The sequence below is a fragment of the Colwellia psychrerythraea 34H genome (genome assembly GCF_000012325.1).
Taxonomy (GTDB): domain Bacteria; phylum Pseudomonadota; class Gammaproteobacteria; order Enterobacterales; family Alteromonadaceae; genus Colwellia; species Colwellia psychrerythraea_A.
In genome coordinates this window covers 4,024,710-4,043,627 of record NC_003910.7, presented here as the reverse complement: position 1 = coordinate 4,043,627, position 18,918 = coordinate 4,024,710, and the positions used below count along the sequence as shown (strand labels likewise).

At 39.7% G+C, this 18,918-nt stretch carries 14 protein-coding genes; 7 read left to right on the top strand and 7 right to left on the bottom strand.

What is annotated here, in order from left to right:
• The first annotated feature begins 31 nt into the window (after positions 1–31).
• On the top strand, positions 32–2,398 hold the full coding sequence (locus CPS_RS17320; RefSeq protein WP_011044619.1) for a CHASE domain-containing protein: 2,367 nt from the start codon (positions 32–34) through the stop codon (positions 2,396–2,398).
• Positions 2,399–2,548: 150 nt separating this feature from the next.
• Complete coding sequence (locus CPS_RS23960) at positions 2,549–2,686, top strand: hypothetical protein (RefSeq protein ID WP_157825856.1); 138 nt, start codon at positions 2,549–2,551, stop codon at positions 2,684–2,686.
• Positions 2,687–2,782: 96 nt separating this feature from the next.
• Here the strand turns inward: CPS_RS23960 and CPS_RS17315 are convergent, their stop codons facing one another.
• From CPS_RS17315 to CPS_RS17300, 4 genes are all read right to left on the bottom strand, one after another.
• Positions 2,783–5,092, bottom strand: coding sequence for an FdhF/YdeP family oxidoreductase (locus tag CPS_RS17315; protein ID WP_011044618.1), 2,310 nt, complete (start codon positions 5,090–5,092; stop codon positions 2,783–2,785).
• A 13-nt stretch (positions 5,093–5,105) separates the two neighbouring features.
• A complete protein-coding gene (gene fdhD / locus CPS_RS17310) occupies positions 5,106–5,897 on the bottom strand; it encodes a formate dehydrogenase accessory sulfurtransferase FdhD (RefSeq protein WP_011044617.1) in 792 nt (263 codons plus the stop codon).
• A gap of 338 nt (positions 5,898–6,235) precedes the next feature.
• The gene (locus CPS_RS17305) at positions 6,236–6,973 is read right to left on the bottom strand and encodes a DUF3726 domain-containing protein (RefSeq protein ID WP_041737116.1); all 738 of its coding nucleotides are present in this window, start codon (positions 6,971–6,973) and stop codon (positions 6,236–6,238) included.
• A 9-nt stretch (positions 6,974–6,982) separates the two neighbouring features.
• The gene (locus CPS_RS17300) at positions 6,983–8,692 is read right to left on the bottom strand and encodes a hypothetical protein (RefSeq protein ID WP_011044615.1); all 1,710 of its coding nucleotides are present in this window, start codon (positions 8,690–8,692) and stop codon (positions 6,983–6,985) included.
• A gap of 525 nt (positions 8,693–9,217) precedes the next feature.
• On the opposite strand from CPS_RS17300, the gene CPS_RS17295 reads away from it, so the two are divergent.
• Positions 9,218–9,400: a hypothetical protein gene (locus CPS_RS17295; RefSeq protein WP_011044614.1), complete on the top strand. Its 183-nt coding sequence runs from the start codon at positions 9,218–9,220 to the stop codon at positions 9,398–9,400.
• Positions 9,401–9,680: 280 nt separating this feature from the next.
• On the opposite strand, the gene CPS_RS17290 is transcribed toward CPS_RS17295, so the two are convergent.
• The gene (locus CPS_RS17290; RefSeq protein WP_011044612.1) at positions 9,681–11,387 is read right to left on the bottom strand and encodes a methyl-accepting chemotaxis protein; all 1,707 of its coding nucleotides are present in this window, start codon (positions 11,385–11,387) and stop codon (positions 9,681–9,683) included.
• A gap of 312 nt (positions 11,388–11,699) precedes the next feature.
• Complete coding sequence (locus CPS_RS17285; RefSeq protein ID WP_011044611.1) at positions 11,700–12,623, bottom strand: LysR family transcriptional regulator; 924 nt, start codon at positions 12,621–12,623, stop codon at positions 11,700–11,702.
• A gap of 90 nt (positions 12,624–12,713) precedes the next feature.
• Between CPS_RS17285 and CPS_RS17280 the strand changes: the two genes are divergently transcribed.
• The 4 genes from CPS_RS17280 (at position 12,714) to CPS_RS17265 (ending at position 17,403) form a co-directional block, all read left to right on the top strand.
• Positions 12,714–14,156 carry an aldehyde dehydrogenase family protein gene (locus tag CPS_RS17280; RefSeq protein WP_011044610.1) on the top strand — a complete coding sequence of 481 codons (1,443 nt, stop codon included), beginning with the start codon at positions 12,714–12,716 and terminating at the stop codon, positions 14,154–14,156.
• Positions 14,157–14,170: 14 nt separating this feature from the next.
• Positions 14,171–15,169, top strand: a complete 999-nt coding sequence (locus CPS_RS17275) for a dipeptidase (protein WP_011044609.1) — start codon at positions 14,171–14,173, stop codon at positions 15,167–15,169.
• A 142-nt stretch (positions 15,170–15,311) separates the two neighbouring features.
• Positions 15,312–16,871: a BCCT family transporter gene (locus CPS_RS17270; protein WP_011044608.1), complete on the top strand. Its 1,560-nt coding sequence runs from the start codon at positions 15,312–15,314 to the stop codon at positions 16,869–16,871.
• Positions 16,872–17,025: 154 nt separating this feature from the next.
• Positions 17,026–17,403: a RidA family protein gene (locus tag CPS_RS17265; protein ID WP_011044606.1), complete on the top strand. Its 378-nt coding sequence runs from the start codon at positions 17,026–17,028 to the stop codon at positions 17,401–17,403.
• Between the two features lie 572 nt (positions 17,404–17,975).
• Here CPS_RS17265 and CPS_RS17260 read toward each other — a convergent pair.
• A complete protein-coding gene (locus tag CPS_RS17260; protein ID WP_011044604.1) occupies positions 17,976–18,701 on the bottom strand; it encodes a sulfite exporter TauE/SafE family protein in 726 nt (241 codons plus the stop codon).
• Positions 18,702–18,918: the final 217 nt, after the last annotated feature.

Genomic DNA, 18,918 nt, shown 5'->3' with positions numbered 1-18,918 from the left:
GACTGACCATGCCGATCTTAAATAATTACTTATGATGCAACTCCACTTACCGCGTATTATTATTTCTGCCATTTTATATCTTGCCGTTTGTTTTGGCGCGATATGGCTAATCAATCCACAATCTCTAGTAAACTTTGTCGGTCCTTCTGCGGCGCTTATTAGTGGTCTACTGCTTATTTGGGGGATCACACCACTTATCGCTGTATTACTGGTGAGCCCTCTATTGGCAGTTGGTCTGGGCTATTACTTTCATCTAGATGCCAATTTATCGGTGATGACTATTGCCGTACTAGCCATCATTTTACAAGGGTGTTGGACTAAACAGCTTGTTTATCGTTTTATTCATTATAAAGAATGGCTAACATCAAGAAAGCAGCTGTTTTTCTTTATATTACGTATAGGCCCAATTGCAAGCTTAGTGTCTGCCAGCTCAGTATTAGTGATTGCTATGCTTGATAATCAAGTAATGACAGGCACTTTCTTCTATACCTTTGTTAATACTTGGTCGACGAGTATGTTAGCTGCGGTATTTTTTATTCCATTATTGTTACTCATTAAAAATGCGGAACGGTTTAAATTGACTAAACGACTCTTTGTCAGTTTTACTTCTATTTTAGGTGGTTTAGCTATTTTATTACTGCTTAAAACCTCCCAGCATGAACAGCAAGACTATAGACAAGCACTTTTTAACCAATCTAAAACAGAGGTAGAACGTTTAGTACTCGCTGAAGTTGATGACGTTGTGAACAACATTAATAGTCTTGCCGCATTATTTAAAGCCAGAGAGAAGGTTTCATTAACAGAATTTAACTTATTTAGTGAAGGTATTCTTGAGCAGGGCTCAAGCGTAAGAGCGTTAGAGTGGGCTCCAATTGTTCCCTTTGCCGATAGAGCCGGCTTTGAACAAGAAAGCAGAAAAGCACTGAAAAAGGACTTTGCTATTATAGAGCTGTTAGCAAATGGCAATACCATACCAGCTCAGTCCCGTACTCAATATGCTCCTTTGTATTACATTTACCCTCAATACAACAACCAGGAAGCTTTAGGTTTAGATGTTTATAGTAATCCTACGCATATTTTGTCTATGCAAGTTGTTGTTAATAGCAAAGCAGTGATTGCTAGTGCACCAATCACTTTAGTACAAGACGAATTAGCTAAGCCCGGTATGTTATTTAGTAAGGCCGTTTTTTTACCGCCTGAGGTTAACGAACTTGCTAGTAACGAAGCTCAGCAGAAGTTATCAATAATTAAGGAAGGTAAATTATTAGGTTTTGTGGTCGCTGTCGCTCAGTTTGATAGTTTTTTTGAGCAACTCGCTCAGCAAAAAGAGCAAGAGGTCAGTTTTTTTATTCAAGATGTTTCAGGTAGCCAACCTCTTTCTCTCTTTGGCCAGGCTTTTCCTACGGTAAATCGCCATGTTGATACGATTACGATTGAGGTGTTTTCTCGACTTTGGCAAATTGACATTGCGGAAAAACAACCTTGGTTTAGTCAGGCAAAAAGTTGGCAAGCGTGGGCGGTTCTCATTGGAGGAACATTTGGCGCCGTATTATTTCAAATGCTGGTATTAATGATGGCCGCCTATTCGAGTGAGCTAGGGCAGCAAGTTGATATTAAGACCAGAGCACTTATTTTAGCTAAAGAGAGCTCAGAACAAAAAAGTTTAGCTAAAAGTAATTTCTTACAGAGCCTAAACAAAGAGTTGCGGGTGCCACTATTAGCAGTGAAAGCATTTGTGGAGCAGCTAAAGAAAAAAGGCATCAATAATAAGCAGGTCACAGGAATAAGCCATGCGGGCAGTAATGTTGCACTGTTACTCGATACTATGATGGACTTATCTAATATAGAGTCAGGAAAAATAACAGCTAAAGAAGACTGTTTTGATTTTTATGGTTTTCTACAGCGCACCGAGTCGTTATTAAAAGCAAGCAATGCGTATGAAGGGAAATCCATTTTTTTCTTGATTGATGAGAGTGTGCCTCACTACCTCAATAGTGATGAGTTATATATACAAAAACTGCTCAATGCTCTGATTGAAAGTGCACATCATTTATTGAAAGTCGATTCGCTGCGATTATCGGTTAAGCTTCACAAACATAAATTAGCAGATACTAGCCTGTTTTTTACTTTATCACCGTTAAACCCTGCTTCAACTAATTCAACTAATTTAACTAATTCAAATGAGCAAACGTTCCATGCTCAAAGTCATGATGATTTGACTGCAGATAGCACCGCATTGGCTATGGCTATTAAATACAGTCAATTACTAGGTGGTGATACCAGTTTAGGCGCTTTAAGTTCTGGCGCAGGAGTTTTAAATGCTTCTATTCGAGTCACCATATCATCAAGTGAACAGCAAGAAATTCAGCAAGGATTAATATTTGATTTAATGAGTTAATTTTATTCTAAAAAATGAGTGAAAAACCTTGTTAACAAAACTTCATGAAAAAACTTGTAAAAAAAAAGTTAATAGTTTAGTGTCATCGTGCCTGTTCATAAATAGTACAACTTAATAATAAATCAAACAGGCAGCGACAAAGGTAAAACAATGAATAATTCGTCTTCGCGAGGTTTCAAATTAACAACCGTGATATTTGCAGTAATTATCATGGCTGTGACCGCAATACTGAGTGGAAACTCAGTCGCTGATGACATGGATGTAGAAATAACACAATCAGAAGAATAGTAATTAAATCGATATTGATTTCACTACTATAGAAAATTTAAGCCTCACTACTGACTCAGTTGTGAGGCTTTTTCTTTGAAAATCCTTTGTAAGTTTCTATATTTTCTCGATTGATACCGCAATAGATTTGTACGTTGGTGTTCCACAATTATCAGCGATACTTTCTAATGGTACTAAAGGATTGGTTTCAGGATAATAAGCGGCTACACATCCTGAAGTTATTGGGTATTCAATAATTTTGAAATTAGATAGAGAACGTTCGATACCATCGTTTGAGATGGTTGTTATTTTTACATAATCACCATTATTTAATGCCTGCTTATTAATATCTTCACTGCTCATAAAGATAATGTTTCGCTCACCATAAACGCCACGGTAACGATCATCCATGCCATAAATGGTGGTGTTGTATTGATCGTGAGAACGCAATGTTTGCAGCGTTAATACTGGTTTATCGGTCAGTGATTGTGCACGTTCATGGGCGAGTTGTTCTGGTAGATTCGCATCAAAAAATGTCGCCTTCTTCGTCGGTGTGCACCATTGACGTTGTGCAGCAGGGTTTTTCAGGTGGAAACCTCTTCCTTCTTTTATGCGGGCGTTATAATCTTCAAAGTCAGGAATAACGACACTGATTTCTTGCCGAATGAGTGCATAATCACTCGCTAGTTTATGCCAGTCGACTATTTTATCGCCTACCGATGCCATTGCCATACCAGCTACAATAGCGGTCTCTGAACGAAGCGTCTCAGAGGCTGGTTCATTTTGCCCCGTTGAGCTATGCACCATACTCATAGAATCTTCTACCGTGATGCATTGCTCACCGCTGACTTGACGATCGACTTCTGTACGGCCAATACACGGAAGGATTAGCGCACGCTTTCCTGTTACCACATGGCTTCTATTTAGCTTAGTACTGATTTGAACGGTTAAATCACATTGCTGTAAGGCTTGATAACTACGTGCTGTATCGGGTGTCGCCGCTGCAAAATTACCACCTAGGGCAATAAATACTTTAGCCTTACCCGCAAGCATTGCATGAATGGAGTCAACGGTATTAAAGCCATGATCACGTGGAACATTAAAAGAGTAGCGTTTTTCTAACGCATCAAGAAAGGGCATAGGCGGTTTTTCATCAATGCCAACGGTACGATTTCCTTGTACATTTGAGTGACCACGAACAGGGCATGCGCCAGCACCAGCCTTACCTATATTGCCTCGTAGCATTAGCACATTAAGCAGTTCTTGTACTGTATCGACAGAATGACGGTGTTGCGTGATCCCCATCGCCCAAGTGAAAATGACTTTATCACTGCTGGCGTATATCGTCGTTATTTGTTCAATTTCTTCTCTACTTAGATTACATTGACCAAGGATTTTATCCCAAGCACTTGATGCTACGCTACGTTGATACGCTTCAAAACCATGGCAATGTTCTTGGATAAAATCAGTATCAAGTACCGATTTGTCCTGCTCAAACCGTTCGAATAAACATTTAGCCACCCCGCGTAATAATGCCATATCGCCGCCTAATCTTGGCGTGAAATAATGTTGACTAATATTTGTACCTGTTAAAAATATCATTTCTTTTGGGCTTTGTGGGTCTGAAAATTTTTGTAATCCACGTTCTTTTAAATTGTTTATTGAAACAATTTTAGCGCCTCTTTTACTTGCTTCTCGCAACGTTCCCAGCATGCGGGGGTGGTTGGTACCAGGGTTTTGGCCAAAGACAAAAATGGCGTCAGCTTTAGAAAAATCATCTATGGTTACAGTACCTTTGCCTGTACCTATACTATTTGTCATACCAATACCTGAGGCTTCATGGCACATATTCGAGCAATCAGGGAAGTTGTTAGTTCCCAGCACTCGGCCAAATAACTGATATAAATAAGCGACTTCATTACTTGCTCTACCTGAGGTATATAATAATACCTCATTGGGCGAAGAGAGTTGTTGCAGGCTATTACCAATCACCTTAAAAGCGTCTTCCCAGCTAATGGGTTGGTAGTGATCACTTATCCCGTCGTAAAACATTGGTTCGGTTAAACGACCACTTTTTTCAAGTGAATGACCATCCCATTGTTGCAGTTGAGTTATAGAATATTGTTTAAAAAAATTACTGTCGACTCGCTTACTGGTCGCTTCCCATGCAATAGCTTTAACACCATTCTCACAGAAATCTACTTTGCCGGCGCTTCCTGAATCTCCCCATGCACAGCCAGGGCAGTCAAAACCACCAGGCTGATTTGCTCTAAGTAATGCTTTAACGCTTTTGGCTGCATTTTCACTTTGGATCAAATGTTTAGCTGAGCTTCTTAGTGCGCCCCAACCACCAGCGGGTGAAGAGTAGGCAGGTTTTCTTTTTGAGGAGCAGGCTTTTGATGACTTTTTTTTTGCTGACGTAGACATGTAAGTTCTCTTGTTAAGCGTAGCGTTTTAGTTGCCCGTGTTGGAAGCAAAATAAGGCTAATTGTGTTTTACGGGCCGAACTAACTGCTAAGTCAGTTGGTTGCGCTAGTGTGACTAAGGTTGTTAAAGATAAACGGGCAGCCTTGGCGATTAAATCGTGGCTACAACGACTTGTTATTAAGACAAAGCCCTCATTAGTCGCTTGCTTTTTATTGGATAAACAACCAAGTAATTTATCCAATGCTGAATGTCGACCAACATCTTCTCGAAACGCGACTATATGTGCAGATAAATCAAAAAAGGCTGCGCAGTGATTTCCTCTTGTACCCCCTGAACTTTTCAATAGTCTTGGCAAGGCATCTTTCGCTTGAATGATCACCTGCTCGGACGGTAACTTGAGCGTTTTAGTCGTTTGGTCTTGGGGGACATTTAATGACATTGCCGCTTCAATGGAGTCAAGTCCACAAAGACCGCAACCACTTGGCCCCGCCATAGTGCGACGTCGCTGTTTAAGTTGGTGCTGAACTCTTGCTAAAACCTGTAGATCAACTTGCCAGCCACATTGATGAGAGTGAACAATGATATCCAACACGTCGTTGCATGAGTTAATCAAGCCTTCACTTAAGCTAAAACCAAGGGCAAAGTCTTTTAAATGCTCTGGAGATGCCATCATTACCGCTTGGCTAATGCCATTGATACTAATCGAAACCGCCACTTCAAACAGTTGTGTTTGGTGTAACTTTTGCTTAGGAGGTTCAGTAATAGGTAAGATACCGCTGAGGGGGGCTATTGCTAGATTATGCAAAATATTGGCACCTTAAAAGGAGGTTTTTATGTCGACAAATACCTTGTATCTGTCGACAGTAGTTAAAGGCCTTTTATACCAAACGATTAATTTATTGGTCACCTTAGAGCTACATTAGCGAGCTTAAAACAAGCAAAATGAGTTAAACATAGTTAGTCTATATTTCATTCATTTTGTGATGTTATCAGTTTGCTAATGAGCTCCCGAAGGGCGAGTTTGAAAGGCTTATAAGTGGCGTTATTGATTTTGACAATAGAATAACTATTCTCTTCAATCAATGCCTTGCCTCTAAGCCTTTTAATTCTCGCTAAGTGATCAATAAATTAGTCCGATTGGTATTAATTACCACCGGCATCTTTTCGTGAACGCTCGGTATTTTCAACTAATACGCCCAAGCCTATTTTATTAATTTCTTCCCAAACACCAGCATCAATTTCAATACCATGTTCAACAGTATGCTCTTTATTACTTTCAACTTGTTTAGGGCTAATAAAATGACTTTTACTATTTTGCAAAGAAGACGTTAAGTCTACTCGTGAGCTACAAATAATAGTAAGCGCTTGTTTGTCATTTTCACTGCTTGTTAGATTGGTAACCCCCTCACTGTAACTTGGGTAGCGTTGACCTGAGCGGATGGCAGCAGTATGTTCGGTCACGGTATCACTACCGTTTTGCCAATAAGCTGCGGCACTAATACCGCTACGACCACGATCTGTCAGTGCTTTTAGAATAAAAATTCTGTTGTGGCAATTATGCACTGTGACTGTGGCTATACCACTTTCTAATGCTTTAGCGTGTGCTAGGTCTACCGCTGCAGCAATGCAATTAAGGGCGCTACGATGGTGAGCATCAATAATTGCTGAAGTGCTATCTTCATAAATTACATTACTTAATGGTTTGTTTTTATCTTCACCAATATAAGGCAAGGCTAATTTGAACTCACTCAAGCCATTTAAGCCATGCTTTTCTAACCAAAGCACCATGTTGGCTGCATCTTCATAATTACCGACAAAGTAATCACTTGCTTCAAAGCATCTGCGTAGAGCTGCTTTTAATTCATTCATTGAAATATTCACGGAACTCTCCTATTGCTTTGGTGCTAGTGGCATAAACCAGTCGTCATTAAATGATTGGCCAATTTCTTCTAATAGTGGCGCGCCCTGGAACATGGTATTACGTACCCATAAACGAGAACGAGGATCAAACTTACTTACACCAAAAAAAGCTAACTTGGCGCGCAATAAGTGCATCGGTAATACTTCGCGATCTAATAGATTTGCTTGGATATCACCATAAACACAGCGGTTCATGCCCTGAATGCGTCGTACAATCCCACGTAATTTTGGATGTGAAACCATAAATCGAGCCGTGGTGTCATCGGGGTTTTGCGCGATATAATCAATTAATTGGTTATAACATTTACGTACGGCATAACCGACACCCAGTGCCATTTGCTTCTTCTTACCTTCAATATCAGCAACACTGCCTAGACGAGGTTCCATTTTTTCTTCTGAACGGTACCAGTAAGTTTCTCGAGCGCCTTCTGCGTCAAAATCTATTGCTAATGCCCAGTCATAACGTTTTTCGATGATATCTCTAAGTTGTCCAGCAGGCATGAGTGGGTCAAGGTCTAAAAACTCCTCTGCACTGTGAAAATCCTCTAATTCGTCGACAAGTTCGGGGTATATTTCTAACATGCAAGACACCAACATTTCTTGGCCCTGCAACGAGCAATGTTGTTCACTGTACTCAACTAGCTCGTTCCATGAGTCAAAGCCACCTTCAATACGACTTTTCAGGCAGGCCATATCTTCAATAACCGCTTTATTATTATTGGTTTGCCATTCATCTTCGGTCTGTGTTTCAAGGGTGTGTTGTGCACTGCGGTCAATTAGTTGACTAATGGTTTCACGTACTTGATCATTAACGCTGCCTAGTGCACGAACGCGTGCTAGAGCCAGTTCACGCATTTCTATCCATTGGTTGATAAGAAGCGGATGATTGACCAAATAGGGCGCCATGCCAAGGCCCGTTGAATTACCGATGCCAAAGTAGCGTTTTATCTCAGGCTTCATTGGATTGAATGTGTCGGGTTTTTTATGACGAGCAATATGTTCGACTTGTAATAAACTAAAGTTCCGTAGCATCAGACAAACAAACATTTCACCAGCAAATGGTCGGGCAAAATCTTTATGTTTTTCTCTGACTTTTTCCCAATCAGCCATACCGAGTTTACCACTGCCATAAACTGCTGTGGTGCGATACAAATAACCTACTTCAACAATCTTAGCCACATCAGGTTGTTCACCTGCAGCAAGTTGATTGACCACATAATCAAAGTTACGTGCACTGCGGTTGGCTCGAGATAAAACAAAAACACGGGCATCTACGCGTCCGGCTTCTTGTTTAGGGACGTTTTCACGTAATTGTTCAATATAAGCTTGGTCAACCTTACCTTCAACCAGGGCCATAGTAAGGTCCCATTTGGTGGCAATAACACGGTCATTACGTTCATCTGGTGAAAGGTAATCAGAAAATAAAACAAAGCTGAACAAACCATGTGGGGCTTGGACTTCATAGACAACCGTGCCGTAGCCATCATCATCGAGATTAAAAACGGAAGGTTCAATCTTCCAGCGTTCACGAAATATTCGACGTACCAAAGTACGCATAAAACTTAGGCGACTTTGATGGTAAGCGCCAAGGCGTTCCAATTTCATCACCTGACTTGCAGGGCGAAGAGGTAAAGAATTTTCACCCCAAAGCGATGAGTGGATAGCTGCATTAGTTGTCATTTACTGATCCTCATTTGCTATACAAAATATGTTATCTGAATTGACTTCGATTTTCTTGTTGTTCTTGTTCTGGTATAGAAGCAAATTCAAGCATTAACTCGTTGAAGCTTTAATAAATCAACGCGGATATTAATGAAGTCTAAAAAATGACCTCACTGAATGTGATGTTATTTTTCGCCCATTAAGTCACTTTATACAAGGCAATAAGGTCTATCGTCTGATAAGAAAAACTTATATACCTTGTCTAGTTAATTGAATAGTATAGTTATTATTTTATTTTACTTAAAGGTAGTCATATTGTTTGTTTGAAGAATGTTAAGTTTAATGAAAAGGCAATAGCAGGAGTAGTTGGTGAATTGGTGGGCTAAAACTTCAATGAAGCTTTTTAACTTTAAATAGAGGTAATAAGTTTTTTTTATCATTGTATATTATTTATTAATTTTTATTATCGAAAAAGGCTTACTATAATCATTGCATATCCAACAGCGGTAAATATTTAACCGCATAAATTGATTGAGGTGCACAATGAATTCACTAACCCATGACGAAAGTAATTATTTAAACGCTACAGGTTTAGAGCATAAAGAAGTGGCTGTTAGCGAGAATAAACACCCGGCTAATACCAATACACAACAGCATGTAAGTAAGCATGAGCAAACATTTTGTAATGATGTTAGTACGGAAAGTTATGTGCGTGGTTACAATTGATTTAGTCATTATAAGTCAAGTGAGTATTGTGCAGTTAATCAACTTTTGACAAGTTTTCGAAAGGGCCACTACCTAATAGGAAGTTAAAGCCTTAACTAAGCAGCGTTATTGGTCTCTGCATAGGTGCTACAGGAAGGTAGGCTATTAGACATGCAGGATAAGTTATCCTCACTAATGCTTGCAGTAAACCTGTTAACTGTCGCTGAGTGGCAAATAGTTTTATAGACTTGATATGTTCAATGAGTTGGCTGTCAATTAAAAAATCAACAGCCCTTAGGTATTATTCTGTTTTAAAACGCTCAATTAATAGCTGCATTTGACTGGTAAGTTGAGTGGTATAGTCACTTTTATTGGCTGTTTCTTGAGAGCCTTTAGCTGTGCGTTCTACATGTTGATTGATGTTATCCACAGTACGACGTATTTCCTCTATGCTGGCATTTAACTCTTCAGTCGCTGCGGCTATTTGGCTATTAATATCGGTAATTTCTCCTACAGATGAGGTGATTTTAGATAGGGAATGACCTGCTTGACCGGTATTTTCTACACAATCAGTCGTACGGTTTTTACTTTGTACCATCACCTTAACAGCATCCTTAGCACCAACTTGTAGTTTCTCAATCATTTGTTGAATTTCAGACGTTGAGTCTTGTGTACGCTGAGCTAAAGTCCGAACCTCATCAGCTACCACAGCAAAACCTCGTCCTTGTTCTCCGGCCCGCGCTGCTTCAATTGCAGCATTTAAGGCCAATAAATTGGTTTGGTCGGCAATGCCACGGATAACATCTAATACCGAGCCGATATTGTTAGTATCTTGTGCAAGTTTATTGATTACTCCAGAAGCATTATCAATATCTACTTCTAATAAGTTGATATTATTATTTGCTTGGTCCACCACTTGTAAACCTTCTTTTGCTGCTTCGTCAGAAAGCTTTGCTTGTTCAAGTCCTTGCGATGCATTAACGGCAACTTCCTGCACTGCGGGAATCATTTGCTCTATAGCAATAAGTACCTGTTCAATGCCAACTTTCTGTTCGATAACTGATTGCTCGGTTAAATTTGCCGTGGTATTTAATTGTGCTGAAGAGCTAGAAATTTCACCAATTGCGCTACGTAGTTCAATCACGACTGTTTGAATATAGCTGGCAAATAGATTAAAACCTTTACCTAAAGAAGATAATTCATCCTTGCCGTGTTCATGTAAACGTTGACTTAAATCACCATCGCCGCCACCAATATTATTCATGGCATTAATGACATGTTCTAAGGGTTTAAATAGGGTGACTTTCATAAAAAACATTAGAGAAAGTAATATTATGGCGACGATTACTTGCACGATTAAACTATTGCTTAACCAAAAGTTTGCATCTTGTTGTGAACGAAGTAAATCATCTGCGGTGCGTTTATCTAACGCATTAAAAAACGCGTTTACAGGCGTCATTATTTTCTTAACATCTTGCTGATACGCATCACTGAAGACTAAACGTAAAGCAAAGTCATTGATGCTTTCATTAGGGGATTTTTGGAATGGACCTTGCGCTACTTCTCCGTTTTTAATAGTTTGCATTGCTTGCTCTTCTGTAGCAATCAAGGTGTTAGAGTAACTGTTGGCTTTTTCTAATAAAGTGAACTCGTTCGCTGAGAAATTTAACTCTTTCATGATCTTACTTTGCTTAATGCGCTGATCTGGATATAAATTATTATCAACATTATTAGGACGCTCAACCTCGCCATTACGCCAATTAACAATGAGCCAATAAGCATCCCAATATTTTTGTTCTCCAGTAGCAACAAATAATCGGCAAAGACGGGTTAAGTCTATTGAGCTTTGTCTAAATTCATCGGCGATCAAGTAAGAAAGATAACGCGTATCACTACTTAGGGTTTGATGTTTGTTTTTGTTGGTGGCTATTTTTTGTGAGGTTATTGCGGTAGCGAGTAAAATAATCATTACAATTAATATGGCAGTTAGTCTAACTTTAATAGTCATTTGATAGTCCTTTAAATAATACTATTACTCTTAACAGAAGTACTGCTAAAACTATAATGTAGCAGTAATTTTGAGAGTTGCACGTTTGTAAATGTAAAGTTTAGTGAATTGCTATCTGTTTTAACTAAGAGTTAACTGATTGTTGAGTAAGGTGACTTATCCCAAGTTGAGACTATCTAACATACCGATGAGAGTCAGTAAGGTCAAAAGCTATCCTTGCTTTTGATAGTAACGGGTATGATTGTTTCAGCAGGCGTTATTGTGAAATTTTTCCTTGTAGTAAGTCGCTGTCAGAGTGATCGTTTCCAGCACTTATTCAGGGTTAAGGTCACTAGTCTTTTTTTGGTTAGTATTTTTTAAAATGAAGTTTGCTAAGGCTTCTGCTGCTGGGGATAACGATTTGTTTTTGAGTTGAACTATGCCGATATGACGGACAATTTTAGGCGTTGTCAGTGGGATAAAACGAAGTTTGCTATTATTTTTAGGAAAAGCAAACCAGGGTAACGTGGTGATGCCAAGACCTTCTTCAAGCATAGCGATTAATGACAACATATTAGAAATAAGAAATTGCGAGTCGCTCAATAACGGCTCTGCTTCAGTATCTTCGAGCAAGCGAGAAGTCCCATTTCTGATCAGTCGTTGTTTACGTAATTCTTTCCAATGCAGTTCAGTCATTTCCGCAAAAGGGTGATCTTCACGACAAACCACACCAAGCTGATCTTCCCAAATAGGCGTAAAAGTAATATCGGCATGTTCATGTCCATGAGGCAAACTAGCGATACCAATATCTACTTGTTGTTTTTCAACCTTTCTTAAGACCGCCTCGGAGTTATCATCATAAAAACTGATATGAAGCTCTGGCACATCAGCGATAAATTTTGACAATAATTCGGGCAACATCCTACACGCAATAGAAGGTACTGAGGCGAGGCGTAAATGACCTGTTTTATGTTCACTCATCAAGGCCATATCCTGAGCAACGTTGTCATGGTGGGCAATAAGCTCTTTCGCTTTAGGTAGAAAATATTGACCAAAAGGCGTTAGTTCAGTATTTGAGGTTTTCGCATTGCGCTTTTCAAATAATATCGTACTGAGTTTATTTTCTAGATCTCGAATTGATAAAGATATTGCCGGTTGAGTTCGACAAGCTTTTTCTGCTGCCGTATGAAACCCCTTTAATTCTGCTACCCAGACGAAGTGACGTAACTGGGCTATTTTAAATTCAGGTAGTGCCATAAGGAATCCTTATCAATAGATATTTTTTATTAATTTTTATTATTAAAACATACTGCCTATAATAAATTCAATTATTTTATGGAGGTATTTATGTCTGAATCAATTTTTTGCAATTACATCAATGGCACATGGGTAGAAGGCGAAAGCTCACTTGCTAACATCAGTCCAGCGGACATCAGTGATGTTATTGGTCACTATGCACAAGCTAACCAAGAACAAGCCGAAGCTGCTTTAGATGCAGCAATAAAAGGCCAACTTGAATGGCAAGAAAGTGGCTTAGAACAACGCTATTCAGTATTGATGGCCATCGGTGATGAGCTGATTGCACGTAAAGATGAATTAGGTAAGTTGTTAGCCCGAGAAGAAGGTAAAACGTTACCTGAAGGCGCTGGCGAGATTTATCGTTCTGGTCAGTTTTTTCATTATTATGCCGCTGAAGTATTGCGTCAAATGGGTGAAACAGCTGATTCAGTTCGCCCAGGTATTGAGATTGAAACCCGCAGAGAGCCAGTTGGCGTTGTCGGTATTATTACACCGTGGAATTTCCCTGTAGCAACCGCTGCTTGGAAAATAGCACCAGCATTGGCGTTTGGTAATTCGGTTGTTTTAAAACCAGCGAATCAAGTGCCAGCGAGTGCTTGGGCATTAACTGAAATCATCTCACGTCAAGGTTTGCCTGCAGGTACGTTTAACCTGGTAATGGGCCCTGGTGCAGAAGTAGGTGATTTGTTAATTAACTCTAAAAAGATTAACGCACTAACTTTTACTGGCTCTTTAGAAACAGGTCGTAAAGTTGCAATAGCAACGGCAACAAACTTAGTAAAATGCCAATTAGAAATGGGCAGCAAAAATGCACTAATCGTACTAGATGACGCTGATTTGGATAACGCTGTTGAGTGTGCTGTTGGCGGTGCTTTCTTTGGTACAGGTCAAAAATGTACTGCTTCATCACGTTTAATCGTGACTGAAGGTATTCATGATCGTTTTGTTGACGCGGTTGTTGCAAGAATGAAGCAACTTGTTGTCGGTCATCCATTACGTGAAGGCGTTCATATTGGCGCGGTAGCAGATGCTCGTCAAATGAAGCAAAACCTTAACTACCTTGAAATAGCCAAAAAAGAAGGTGGCAAGTTAGTCAGTGGCGGTGATGTTATCACTGAAGAAACTGAGGGTTATTACTTAACGCCAGCTTTATTCACTGAAACTACCAATGCCATGACGATTAACCGTGACGAAGCTTTTGCGCCTATCGCTTGTGTGATTAAAGTGAAAGATTACGACGAAGCGTTAGCCACACTGAACGACACCAATTATGGTTTGGTTGGCGGTATTTGTACGCAATCTCTTAAATATGCAACGCACTTCAAACGCAATGCTCAAACAGGTTGTGCAATGGTTAACTTGCCAACAGCAGGTACTGATTATCACGTACCTTTTGGTGGCCGTAAAGATTCTAGTTTTGGCTCACGTGAAATGGGTAGCTACGCAAAAGAATTTTACACTATCGTAAAAACCACTTATATCCGTTCATAAATCGAGTAGTCATTATGCATAACGATCTTATTGTCATTGACGGCCTGCAGTACTCAAATTGGAACCGGGCTATTTTTCAGCAGCTTAAAGAAGGTGGTGTAACTATGGTGCATGTCACCGTTGTTTACCACGAACAAATTAGAGAAACATTATTGCGAATAGGTGAATGGAATCGCCAGTTTGAGATCCATCATGATTTGATCATGCCGGTGAAAAGCGCGGCGGATATTCGTCTTGCCAAACAATTAGGTAAGGTCGGCATCATGTTTGGTGCGCAGAACTGTTCACCCATTGAAGATGATATTGGCATGGTTGAGATCATGCGTGAACTCAACTTGATGATTATGCAGCTTACTTATAACAATCAAAGCTTATTGGCTTGTGGTTGTTATGAAGCAGAAGATAGTGGCGTTACTCGCTTTGGTAAACAAGTAATCAAGGAAATGAACCGTGTTGGTATGGTGGTAGATATGAGCCACAGTGCAGAGCGCAGTACTTTAGAGGCGATAGATATATCAGAGCGTCCTATTGTGATCTCACATGCCAACCCGAACAGTTTTCATGAAGCCAAGCGCAATAAGTCGGACACAGTGCTAAAAGCATTGGGAGAATCAGGTGGGTTATTAGGTTTTAGCCTTTACCCGTTTCATCTTAAAAATGGCCCTGATTGTAGCTTGGATGATTTTTGCGACATGGTGGCTAATACCGCAGATTTAATGGGCATTGATCATATTGGAATCGGTACAGATTTGTGTCAAGAACAACCCTTATCTGTACTTGAATGGATGCGTAATGGACGTTGGTCAAAGGAAATGGATTATGGAGAAGGCTCAAAAGCAAATGCTGATTGGCCTCGTCCGTTATCCTGGTTTCGTGATAGCCGTGACTTTCCAAATATTACAAAAGGTTTACAAAACCGAGGCTTTAGGACGGAAGATATCGCCAAAGTCATGGGCATGAACTGGTTGAACTTACTCGATGAGGGTTTAAAACCACAAGTGTTAAAGCGCTAGTTTGTATTGAGCAATACCAAATAGATTGAATGATTGATCATGTAAAGTTGATCAAAAAAGTTAGTTTGTTTGGTATGAAATCAATATAGGGATAGTGACATATAAATTATAACGATAAGAGATCTATCAGGAGACTATAATAATGAATACTTCTAAAGCTATTGCGGAAGAGAGCGAGGTTAAAATGCCTAAAATCAAATTCCTAGAAGGGGTAGATATACCCGTATTTTTGATCAGTGGTGGCGCGCTTGTGCTATTTTGTATCCTCGCATTGTACGATATCAAAATGGTGTCTAACTGGGTTAATTCAACCTTTGCAGCATCAACTAAAATCTTTGGCGCTTACTGGCAAGTACTCCTGCTCCTGACTTTTGTTATTGGGATCTTTATGGCGGTAAGTCGAACTGGTGGCGTTGTGTTAGGGGGACTAAAGTCGCCTGAGATGTCGACCTTTAAATGGATTTCTATCATCATGTGTACGCTACTTGCGGGTGGCGGTGTCTTTTGGGCTGCTGCTGAGCCAATGGCGCATTTTACTTCCCCATCTCCTTATTTTGGTGGGGAAACAGGAACAACTGAAGCGGCTTATAATGCGTTAGCACAAAGCTTTATGCATTGGGGCTTTTTAGCTTGGGCCATTCTAGGTAGTTTGACTGGCGTAGTGCTTATGTATTTGCATTATGAAAAGGGCTTACCGTTAAAACCGCGTACTTTACTTTATCCTGTTTTTGGTGACAAGGTAATGAAAGGTGCTTTTGGTACTCTGGTTGACTCTTGTTGTGTACTCGCTGTAGTGGCAGGTACGGTTGGACCTATTGGTTTCCTTGGTTTACAGGTAAGCTTTGGCTTAGAAAAACTGTTTGGTATTCCTGATACCTACGTAACACAAGTATCCATATTAGTTGGTCTTATTTGTATCTATACTATTTCTGCTGTGAGTGGTGTTACTAAAGGCATCCAACTTTTAAGTAGTATCAATATTATTTTAGCAATTTTCTTAATGGCATTTATTTTAATATTTGGCCCTACTGCTTTTATCTTTGACAGTTACTTGCACTCTTTTGGTCTTTACCTAAATAACTTTATTCCAATGGCGACTTATCGTGCAAATACTGCATGGCTTGACTGGTGGACTGTGTTCTTTTGGGGATGGTTCTTAGGTTACGGTCCGTTAATGGCGATGTTTGTTGCGCGTATCTCTCGCGGTCGTACTATCCGTCAGATGATCTTAACTATTTCAGTGGTTGCGCCGGTTATCACCTGTTTTTGGTTCACTATTGTAGGTGGCAGTGGTTTAGCGTTTGAGTTAGCGACACCAGGTGTTATTTCAGAACCTTTCACTGGTTTTAATTTACCAGCAGCATTACTGGCTATTACAGAGCAGTTGCCATTTGGTTGGATAATATCATTCTTGTTCTTGATATTAACGACTATCTTTGTAGCGACTACGGGCGATTCAATGACATTCTCAGTATCTATGGTAATGACTGGTACTGATTCACCACAGAGTTCTTTACGTGTGTTCTGGGGCGTTATGATGGGGGTTATGGCAGCTTTGCTTATCTCTATTGGCTCAGGTGGTATATCGGCATTGCAATCCTTTATTGTAGTAACGGCAGTACCTGTATCCCTGGTCTTATTACCGTCCTTATGGAATGCACCGCAAATTGCTCGCAAGATGGCTGACGAGCAAGGGTTATAAGTCAAATTAATTAATCATGGTAGGTACCTTAATTTAAGGGGGCTTATCATGATGGTTAATCCCCGCATTATGAAGACAAACGCTTCCTACGCTAATAAGCTATTTATTGTTAAAGCGTTACGTTATCGATTAAATTTAATTACAGAGTAAAATTATGAAAACACCAGTAAAAACAGAACTATTTGCTTCGAAAGCACCGTTAGAATGGGCAATTATTGCTAATAACACTTTATCAACAGCTCAGATCCCAATTAATGCAGAAGGGCAGGTAGTTGAAGGTGGTATTGAAGCGCAAGCACGTCAAACAATGGAAAACTTTAAGCACACTATTGAAGCTGCCAATTTGACTATGGACGATGTGACGCAAGTACTTATTTATGTCACTGCGCGCGACCAATTACCGGTGTTTAACAAAGTGTATGCTGAGTACTTTCAAGCACCATATCCTAACCGAGCCGCAATGATTGTTGCCGGTTTGGCACGTGAAGAAATGTTGTGTGAAGTTGTTGCTTATGCGGCAGTACCACAATAAGTATCTTTAAAAAGTGTGATTAATATTTTGAATCGCACTTAGATTAAAATAAAAAGCCGGCACTTTGCCGGTTTTTTATTATTAAAAATCGTAATACTTTGGAAGGACGTCTTCAGAGCGTCGAACTTGTTATACCTCTGTTCTGTTCTGTTCTGTTCCCTTCTATTTGGTGCTGCTTGTTTTTAACCGATTAACACTCTGTGTTCCTCAACTATTATATTGTTGCTAAATTTCTCACTTTAGTGGATACAACCCATTCAATTTTATATTGCCAGTGGCACAAGTTTGGATGGTGTTAGTGGTGTTATTAGTGGGATTGATGGTAAATAACAGTGAGCAAACGATGGGAAGCTAAGTGCAAAAGTACTCAATGCCTCAATGACCACACCTTAATATTTGTCGCACTAACATAATGAGGAACATGTTAATTTGGAGCACTTTATTTAGGAAAATGATATTCAGGGGGAGAGCTCAAACATAGTAGCCTTGATGTTAATTGATGCATCTTTTAGTCATTTATTTCATAACAATACTCTTTAGTGTTTCATTTATTAAAACCTTTAGTAAATGCTTCAATAAAGGAAGGCTTTTAGCAAAATAATGCCACAGGACGTCAGCGAAAGCGTAGCAATTAATGGTTTTAAATAACGCTGCCCTAAGTACTTATCCAAATAAAATGAAGAAGCAAACCCGACAAATAACGCAGGGATCAAAGGCAAGGTCAGTTGCAGTTGAGCATAATTTATATTGCCTGATACCAGTAACATAGCCAGAGATACCAGTGTTCCAATAAGAAAAAAAAGCCCAAGTTCTGCTCTTAACGTATTGAGATTACTATTTTGGTAAACCAACGCAATAGGGGGGCCACCGACTGACGTTGTGGTGCCCATGAGTCCTGAAAAAAATCCCGCTAATACTAAGTTTCTCGGACAATGGTGGATATCTACACGCCGATAAGTCAGGAACACTGAGAGTATTATAAGGAAGGAGAAACCGACGGAAAAAAATATTGACGGTAATAAAGCTAACAATACAATTCCCAGTACTGAACCAGGAATTCGCGCCAAAAGCGCTAGTTTTATATTGCTAAAATGTAATTGCTGCCGATAACGAATGCAATTTAACAGTGATAAAATACAACCTAATGCCAGTATAGGCGCAGGTAAGAATTCAGGATTAATGATGACTAAAATAGGTGAGGCGATAACCGCTAATCCAAAGCCTGACATACTTTGAAGAGCAGAGCCTGCTATAACTGCAATTAAAGCTACTACTAATAAGGATGGTTCAATGAGCATGGTGGTATTTTAGAGGGTAAGTATTACTGTTAGGCATGATGCAAGTATAAATCCGATAATAAAGGAAGGTATCAAAGGGACCTTCCAATCAAGAACCCTATGGAAAATCTAGTTATACCAAGTCCATTAAGTTATTTCCCACTCAGCGAGAATTAAAAGGTTTAAAGGCAAGGCATTGATTGAAGAGAATGGTTATTCAGGAGATATGCTCCTGCAT